This window comes from Bacillus sp. C30, from assembly GCF_040838255.1.
Taxonomy (GTDB): domain Bacteria; phylum Bacillota; class Bacilli; order Bacillales; family Bacillaceae_G; genus Bacillus_A; species Bacillus_A mycoides.
This window is the reverse complement of the sequence record NZ_JBFPJH010000235.1, coordinates 1-5,253: the sequence shown is the minus strand read 5'-3', so window position 1 is coordinate 5,253 and position 5,253 is coordinate 1. Positions and strand designations below refer to the sequence as shown.

Annotated in this window: 4 protein-coding genes and 1 pseudogene; all 5 read right to left on the bottom strand. The window is 33.2% G+C overall.

Annotation, left to right across the window (positions count from 1 at the left end):
* Positions 1-832 (bottom strand): annotated as a pseudogene (locus AB3X49_RS17235) (hypothetical protein); the annotation flags it as partial.
* The gene (locus AB3X49_RS17230) at positions 822-2,639 is read right to left on the bottom strand and encodes a DUF8727 domain-containing protein (protein ID WP_002012669.1); all 1,818 of its coding nucleotides are present in this window, start codon (positions 2,637-2,639) and stop codon (positions 822-824) included. The gene AB3X49_RS17230 and the pseudogene AB3X49_RS17235, both read right to left, overlap by 11 nt.
* 107 nt (positions 2,640-2,746) lie before the next feature.
* Positions 2,747-3,007, bottom strand: coding sequence for a hypothetical protein (locus tag AB3X49_RS17225; protein WP_002085825.1), 261 nt, complete (start codon positions 3,005-3,007; stop codon positions 2,747-2,749).
* Between the two features lie 76 nt (positions 3,008-3,083).
* Positions 3,084-4,511: a basic amino acid/polyamine antiporter gene (locus AB3X49_RS17220; protein WP_367963609.1), complete on the bottom strand. Its 1,428-nt coding sequence runs from the start codon at positions 4,509-4,511 to the stop codon at positions 3,084-3,086.
* A 213-nt stretch (positions 4,512-4,724) separates the two neighbouring features.
* Positions 4,725-5,253 (bottom strand): glycine betaine ABC transporter substrate-binding protein (locus tag AB3X49_RS17215; RefSeq protein ID WP_367963606.1); only part of this gene is annotated, 529 nt, incomplete at its 5' end.

Here is a 5,253-nt window from a genome sequence, read left to right as displayed (position 1 = left end):
CAATAGTTTTACGTACAAAAATTTCTGCTTCAAGTAAATAATAATAGAATTGCATCGTTTTAAATTTAAGAAATGCATTTTCAATACTATTTTTTTGCTCCTTAAATTTACGGTTGTAATATTTCGCATAAAGCTTTCTTTCTGTCATAATGGCAGTTTTTCTCGTTGTCTTCCGCGCTTTCGTTTCCCATTCATATTCGTGTACAAATTCCGCATTCGATTCTACTTTTTTAAAAATTTGTTTTATTCTTTTCATTTTTTGTGGCAACTTTCTTAACAATACCAAATAAGAAGAATCTTCAATATCGCTAAGTGCTGAGAAAGTTTTCTTGTAATAACCTCTATCTAAAATTAACTCGTTTAAAATTGACTTCACATAATCTTGAATCATTTCAAATTGGTCATCAAAAAAGTTTTTAGGAACCACTTGAAACGCACCATAATAAGTTTTATCTTCTATACGCACTTCAAAATGGTATAAGCCACAGCGCCACGGATAAAAAAATTCAGTTTTTCCATGTTCATACACTAATACTCTTTGTTTTTTTTCATTCAATTCATATTGTGACTCTTTTATATTCTTTTGTCCCTCATATACTTTATTCCATATGAATGTAATATCCATTGGATTTTGATAATGGAAATGTAATTTCAGTGGTTTTAATTCCTGTACTTTATAAATACATTGAACTAATGCTGTAGTAGACGTACAAAGCCGGTTTAAAAGGATAAAATCGCCTTTCCCCTCAGTACCAATAATTAGCTTCAATACAAACGGGAGCGTTTCTTTCGTATCGACGATTGCTGTTTCATAACGCTCCTCATTTTGCATAGCCATACAGCTCCAGTTCTCTACGCTTTTGTCTTATATAAGCTAAAGAATGTTCAAATGTAGATACACGATTTGCAAGCGGAGACTGTAAAAGTGGTATCAATGTCGCTCCCCTTTTTGCTTCTTCAGAAAGTAGAGGGCCCACTGTCATTTCTGTCCCCCTTAATTTCGTTAATACACGCTGCTTTATTTGCAAATCAAAACCTTCTTCCCTGCTAATCATATAAGACTGATTATTTTGGAACGGTATATTTTGCAAATACGTAGCGATTGCGCTTGCACATCGGAAAGAAATTCCTTTTGATATATCGTGTGATGATAATACATCATGTAACTTATCCAATAACTCTAATTCCTCTTCAGTATACACTTCGATCATCTCTTTATTCCTAAACCAATTGAGTCGAAATTCTCCCGTTGTTACTTTCAGCGGAGGTTGCTGAACAACTTTCTCATGTTCTATACTCATCTCGCAAAACGGAATTTTTTGTAATGTAATCAAATTTGTTCGATCTAATAATCGATCGGAAAGCTCTTTCGTCGTTTCATCAAAATTTACAGTGCCTACGAAAATAATATTCTCACCAATTTCCACTGAAGGTGGAATTTGATTTTCTATTTCTTGTACTTTCTCATACAAACTCAAAATACGATTTTTCTTTTCAAGTTGAAGAACGGATAGAAACGGAGTAAACCAATGCTCAATATGTGACATGTTCATTTCATCGAACACAATTATATACAATTGATTTGGATTTTCTTTAGCCTTTAACAATGTCCGAACTAACTTCGTTTCACTTTCAATAAAATTACCATTCGGATGAAGGTAACCGAGAATATCATGTGGTTCTTGATACGATGGTGAAATCGGAATCCAAATTAATTCTTCCCCATAACGTAAACCAAGTGATTCTGCATAAGCTTGCACAAAGCGTGATTTCCCAACACCTGGTATACCACCAACAATTGTTAACATATTGGTTTTAATACTAATGTGAAAATTATATATATCTGTATCATCCAAATATAACCCTTTATTACGAACCATACTTTGTACATACTGCAAAAAAGAGGATTCACGCTCATCCCATTCCCAGTCATCCTTTTGCATTTTAATATCTTCTACTTCAACTAACTTACCTTCTTCAGCAATTCGTTTATTTAGTTGGTCATACACATTTTCACTTACAAAATATAAATGATCATCTACTGCTATTTCTACATGTTTCATCCAATCGTTTATTTCAATATATTTGCATTCTTTTCTTTGCTCAAAATATGAAATTGAACTTATTGATGATTTTAACGATAAATTTCCATATAGCCTTCCTTCATGCCACAATAATTCTGGAGGCTCAAAGTCTTTTGGTAATTTAGGCATAAGAAATGATAAATAACCGTTGCTTAACTTCCGTTCCAAAGACGCTCTCTTTTTATAATTTGAGACCTTTGGTGAAGGAATCACTTTATATGAAGATGCTATTTCCCGAGGCTCTTCTGTGCATATTAATTCCAGAAATAAATTTCCACGATCATAATAAAGACGAAACATAACCAGTTGCTTTTCTAATTTATGCTTCTTTAAATCAGTAAAGATTTTTTCATTCTTTTTATTACTGCATAATCCTTCAAACAAATATTTTCCAGTCGGAAATAACTCTTGTAAAGTTAAAGGTATTGAAGAAAGACATTGTACAAAGAAATTTTCTCCATTCTTCTCTCCCTCAGCTTTTGCAAACTTCCCAATAAACCTCATATAATACATTCGCTTTATAAAACTTGGATGAAGAGCTTTATGTAATTTCAACGTAGTCACCTTCTTTTTTTCATACTATTCTTATTGTATGAACTACAATCTAAAACTAGAAATAAAAAACCTGACGTCATCCGTCAGGTTCAAAATTAAAACGTATATTAATGAGAAGGAAATGCTTTTTTTTCTTGTAAAATGGCATTATGAGCGATTTTCATTTTAGCAAGTACGTACCGTAATCGATCTTCGGCATTTTCATCTTTATTTTGCTGCAAACTCGCCAAATTCTCTACAGAACTCGCTAAATTTTCAATCACGCCTCGAAGTTCAGGATGATGATTAAAAAAAGATTCTTGTACTAATACTTTCCTTAAATCACTAGCTAAATCCATAATTCTAGACAACTGTTCTTTTTCTTCCATTTTCATCCCTCCTGAATATCTTATGTATTAAATATTCTCTAGACAAGGAAAAAAGCCCTTTAAATTAAAAGGACTTTTACATTTTTATAGTTCCTGTCAGTAACATATAAAGTGATGTAATAGCTGCAATAACAATTGCCCACATCACATATCGCTCTTTGCCTGCAAAACAACGATTCCCTTTTTCTTTTCTTGCAAACATATACACGAAAATCCCAATACCATATACGATTGAAACAAGCAATAAATTCTTTAAACCAGCTGCATAAATTAACCATACAGAGTATAGGGAAGCAATTAATGCTAACAATCCATTTTTTACTCTCGCAACTTTCAGCTCTTTCGTGATGACTAATTTCAATTGAAATAGCGCTGATAATAAGTACGGCAGTAATATAGATGTTGACGCAATAAAATACATAATTTGATATGTCGATTGTGAAAACAGAACGATTATAAATATAGTTTGGGCAACGATATTTGAAATCCACAATGCCATATGCGGCGTTTGTTTCTTATTTGTTTTCGTAAAGACTTTCGGAAACACGCCGTCTTTTCCTGCTACGTGAGAAATTTCAGAAACAAGTAAAAACCAGCCAATTAATGTACCTACAAGTGACGCAACTAATCCAATATTAATTGCCATTGCACCCCATGACCCAACAACATGTTCTAATACATGTCCCATTGAAGGAGTCTCTAATACTGAAAGTTCTTTTCTTGTCATGGCTCCCATTGACAGAACAGAAATTAAAATATAAATAGACATTACTAAAATAAGTCCAAGTACTGTCGCTTTTCCAACGTCTCTACTATTTTTAGCTCTTCCTGATAATACAACTGCTCCTTCAACCCCAATGAACACCCAAAGGGTTACAAGCATTGTATTTTTCACTTGACCTAGTACAGAGGAAACTGAGATAGTTCCTTCGCCCCAAAAGTCATGTGTAAATGTATCCCAGCGAAACGCTGTTACCATCACGACAATAAATAATAAAATCGGAACTAATTTCCCAATCGTTGCGATAACATTCATAATGGAAGCTTCACGAATTCCAAATAAAATTAGAAAATGCAATGTCCATAATAAAAGTGATGCACCTACGATTGACGCAACATTATTTCCGCCTTTAAAAATTGGGAAGAAGTAACCTAATGTACTAAACAGTAACATAATTGTTGCAACATTCCCTAAAATCCCTGCTAGCCAGTATCCCCAAGCACTGTTAAAACCAATATATTCACCGAATCCAGCTCGTGCATAACTATAAATTCCGCCCTCAAGCTCCGGTTTTTGTCTTGCTAACGTTTGATATACGAGCGCAAGTGGAATCATTCCCATTGCTGTAATACACCAACCAATTATCGTTGCACCACTATTTGCTCCTACTGCTAAATCATGCGGTAAACTAAAAACACCGCCACCAACCATCGTTCCAACTACTAATGCGATTAACGGAAAAAATCCTAACTTCTTTTCTATTTGTACCACCCCATCTGTCATTCTAGGTGTTATGTTCGTTCAACTATTAAAGTCACCTTTTTCTCTAATAGACGTTTCTCTTATATTTTTTCAGGAAAACATTACTTATTCTAAAAGAAAATGAAGAAAAATGGAATACTTTTTTGAAAAAATGTATAAGTATGCACAAAAAAACCGTTCATTTTGTAATGAACGGTCATTTCATACATATAAAATTGTATATTTATTGTAAAATTAACGAAGTAACTTCTCTTTTTGTAAAAATTGTTTTGCGACTTCTTCGCTACTTTTCCCATTCACATTTACTTCATAATTCATTTTTCTCATTTCTTCATCTGTAATCTTTCCAGATAATTCATTTAATACTTTTTCGAGTTCAGGATATTTCTGTAACGTCTCTTTTCTTAATAATGGTGCTCCTTGATAAGGCGGGAATAGTCCTTTATCATCTTTTAGCACTTTAAGCCCATATTGCTCCAATTCACTATCTGTTGAATATGCATCGATTACGTTAACATCTCCCGATTGTATTGCACTATAGCGCAGTTTCGGTTCCATCGTTTTAACATTTGAAAACTTATAGTTATATAATTTTTGCATTCCTTTATAACCATCTTCACGATCAGCAAATTCTAATGTAAATCCTACTTTAGCTTCCTGTGCAATTTTTCCTAAATCAGAAATTGTATTTATGTTATTTTGATCTGCTATTTTTTTCGGCATGGCTAGTGCGTATGTATTGTTATACTCCATTGGCTTTAAC